The sequence below is a fragment of the Massilia horti genome (assembly GCF_004614195.1).
Classification (GTDB): Bacteria; Pseudomonadota; Gammaproteobacteria; order Burkholderiales; family Burkholderiaceae_D; genus Telluria; species Telluria horti.
Map to the genome: position 1 here is coordinate 1 of NZ_SPUM01000015.1, position 3,442 is coordinate 3,442.

Sequence of the window (3,442 nt, forward strand, 5' to 3'; positions counted from 1 at the left end):
GGCCTACTCAGGTCAGGACGCTGCACGTCCGTACAGTGCTTTCTTTCACGTTACGTTACGTCACGCAATCATTCTTAAGTAAGCGCCTGCGGATTGAGGATATTCGTCGGCTTGCCCGCAGCGAAGCTCACCACGTTCTCGAACGCGGCCCGGAAATATATCTCGTAGCTGTCCTGCTCCACATACCCCAGGTGCGGCGTGGCCAGCACCGTAGGAATGCGGAGAATCTCCGAATCCGCCGCCAGCGGCTCGTCGGTGAAGACGTCCAGCGCCGCGTAGCCCGGCCGTCCTTTCTTGAGCGCCTGTTCCAGCGCCCCGTCGTCCACCAGTTCCGCACGGCTGGTGTTGACGAACAAAGCGTCCGGCTTCATGCGCGCCAAATCGCCCGCCTTGACGATCCCGCGCGTGGCATCGTTAAGCCGCAGATGCAGGCTCAGCACATCGGCCTGCTCGAAAAACTCCTCGCGCGTGGCCGCGGCCCGGTAGCCGTCGGCCTGCGCCGCCTGGCGGCTCGCTTCGCTGCCCCACACCAGCACCTGCATCCCGAACGCCTTGCCGTAGCCCGCCACCGTGCGGCCGATCTTGCCGTAACCCCAGATCGCCAGCGTGCGTCCGTTCAGCACCCGTCCCAGCCCGTTGAGCGCGGGATTGATCGATGCGGTCTGCCACAGCCCGTCCTTCAGGTTGGTTGCGTACGGCACGATCTTGCGGCTCGCAGCCATGATCAGGGCCCAGGTCAGTTCGCTTGGCGCCACCGGCGAGCCCACGCCTTCCGCAATCGCGATCCGGTGCTCGGTGGCAGCCGCCACGTCGACATGTCCGCTGACCTTGCCGGTCTGCGAAATGAGTTTCAGGTTTGGCAACTTGGCCAGCAGCGCACGCGGAAACGCGGTGCGTTCCCGGATCAGGACCAGCGCGTCGAACGGTTCCAGCCGGATCGCCAGCTGGCCCAGCCCGCGCGCCGAATTGTTAAACACTTTGACCTCGTGACCGTCCAATAATTTAAAAGATTCGAGATGCCTGACTGCATCTTGGAAATCGTCGAGAATTGCAATTTTCATGGAAGTTGGCAGAAGTTATGGCTGAATTCGTAGGGTAGTAACGGGATATCCTCAAACAGGAATAGCCTACTACATTTCTCAACAATTATTCCTACATTTTTGGATCCTGAACGGTTGAATCGCCGTTCGAGCGGTGTACAATCGGTCGCAAATTGAGGGTTTGATACTGGCGTCCGGCCGTATTGCCGGGCCATTCGCCCTAGCAGCACCGTTCCAAACAGCCTCCACGCTGAGGTTGTCGACAAGACCGCCGTACCCCGCACCCATGAAGTATGGATTCCTGCGCATACCCCGGCCTGGCGACGACCTGCCGTGCGGGGTCGAAGAGAAGAATTCTTTATTGGCATTGGAGGTACCATGAATCAGCCCGTGATGGGCGGCGTCGCCGCACTGAACGTTCCAGCTTACATCAAGCATCAAAAGCTCATCAATTGGGTGGCCGAGATCGCCGTCCTGACCAAGCCGGCCGCCATTTATTGGTGCGACGGTTCGGAAGAGGAGTACGACCGCCTGTGCGCACAGATGGTCGAGTCCGGGACGATGAAGAAGCTGAACCCCGAAAAGCGTCCGAACTCCTACCTGGCCTGGTCCGACCCGTCCGACGTGGCGCGCGTCGAGGACCGTACCTTCATCTGCTCGGCCACCCGCGAGCAGGCCGGCCCGACCAACAACTGGATCGACCCGAAGGAAATGCGCAACACGCTGCACGGCCTGTTCGACGGCTGCATGGCCGGCCGCACGCTGTACGTGGTGCCGTTCTCGATGGGCCCGCTGGGCTCGCCGATCGCCCACATCGGCATCGAACTGTCCGACTCGCCTTACGTCGCGGTCAACATGCGCATCATGACCCGCATGGGCCGCGCCGTGTATGACGTGCTGGGCGAGCATGGCGATTTCGTGCCCTGCGTGCACAGCGTGGGCATGCCGCTGCAGGCAGGCCAGCAGGACGTGCGCTGGCCGTGCAACCCGACCAAGTACATCGTCCACTATCCGGAAACGCGCGAGATCTGGTCGTTCGGCTCCGGCTACGGCGGCAACGCGCTGCTGGGCAAGAAGTGCTTCGCGCTGCGCATCGCCTCGAACATGGGCTACCAGGACGCGCAGGCAGGCGGCACCGGCTGGCTGGCCGAGCACATGCTGATCCTGGGTGTGGAGTCGCCCCAGGGCGAGAAGAACTACGTGGCGGCGGCGTTCCCGTCGGCCTGCGGCAAGACCAACTTCGCCATGCTGATTCCGCCCGCCGGTTTCGAGGGCTGGAAGGTGACCACGATCGGCGACGACATCGCCTGGATCAAGCCGGGCGCGGACGGCCGCCTGCACGCGATCAACCCGGAAGCCGGCTACTTCGGCGTGGCCCCGGGCACCAACGAAAAGACCAACCGCAACTGCATGGAGTCGCTGCGCTCGAACGTGATCTTCACCAACGTGGCGCTGACTGACGACGGCGACGTGTGGTGGGAAGGCATGACCAAACAGCCTCCGGCGCACCTGATCGACTGGCAGGGCAGGGACTGGACCCCGGCATCGGGCACCAAGGCCGCGCACCCGAACGCGCGCTTCACCGTGGCCGCCACCCAGAACCCGGTGATCGACGCGGCATGGGACGACCCGGCCGGCGTGCCGATCTCGGCCTTCATCTTCGGTGGCCGCCGCTCGACCACGGTGCCGCTGGTGACCGAGGCGCGCAACTGGACCGAAGGCGTGTACATGGCCGCGACCATGGGATCCGAGACCACCGCTGCCGCGGCCGGGCAGATGGGCGTGGTGCGCCGTGACCCGTACGCCATGCTGCCGTTCATCGGCTACAACATGAGCGACTACTTCCAGCACTGGCTCGATCTGGGCAAGAAAGTGGCCGAGAAGAACCCGGCCGCGCTGCCGAAGATCTTCTGCGTGAACTGGTTCCGCACCGACGAGAACGGCAACTTCGTGTGGCCGGGCTACGGCGAGAACATGCGCGTGCTGAAATGGATCCTCGACCGCAGCAAGGGCCAGGCCGGCGGCGTCGAGAACATGTTCGGCACCACTCCGACCTATGCCGACCTGAAGTGGGAAGGCGTGGCGTTCAGCGAACAGCAGTTCAACCAGATCACCTCGATCGACAAGGACGCATGGCGCGCGGAGCTCAAGCTGCACACCGAGCTGTTCGACAAGCTGGCCTATCGCCTGCCGCAGGAACTGGTGGCGACCAAGGAGAAGCTGGAGAAGTCGCTGGCTAAATAAGCCAGCTGCCAGCGGCACGCTGAGTAAGTGACGTGTTTGCGGCCCGCGCGGGCCGCACATGAGAAAGGGCGGTGCCTTGCGGCGTCGCCTTTTTTCATGGGACTGTCCCGTCCTAAAATCGGTTGTCATGAGTTCGCCTTGTTCAAGGAGAGCGAGAT

General features: G+C 63.0%; 2 protein-coding genes. One reads left to right on the plus strand and one right to left on the minus strand.

What is annotated here, in order from left to right:
- Window positions 1-74: 74 nt before the first annotated feature.
- Window positions 75-1,061, minus strand: a complete 987-nt coding sequence (locus tag E4O92_RS02460; protein WP_135188167.1) for a D-2-hydroxyacid dehydrogenase family protein — start codon at window positions 1,059-1,061, stop codon at window positions 75-77.
- A 357-nt stretch (window positions 1,062-1,418) separates the two neighbouring features.
- Here E4O92_RS02460 and E4O92_RS02465 point away from each other — a divergent pair, with 357 nt between their 5' ends.
- On the plus strand, window positions 1,419-3,284 hold the full coding sequence (locus tag E4O92_RS02465; RefSeq protein WP_135188168.1) for a phosphoenolpyruvate carboxykinase (GTP): 1,866 nt from the start codon (window positions 1,419-1,421) through the stop codon (window positions 3,282-3,284).
- The last annotated feature ends 158 nt before the right edge of the window (window positions 3,285-3,442 follow it).

What these genes read in the sequence shown, in the direction of transcription:
- E4O92_RS02460 (WP_135188167.1), bottom strand. Translation starts at nt 1,061, where the DNA reads ATGAAAATTGCAATTCTCGACGATTTCCAAGATGCAGTCAGGCATCTC.
- E4O92_RS02465 (WP_135188168.1), top strand. Translation starts at nt 1,419, where the DNA reads ATGAATCAGCCCGTGATGGGCGGCGTCGCCGCACTGAACGTTCCAGCT.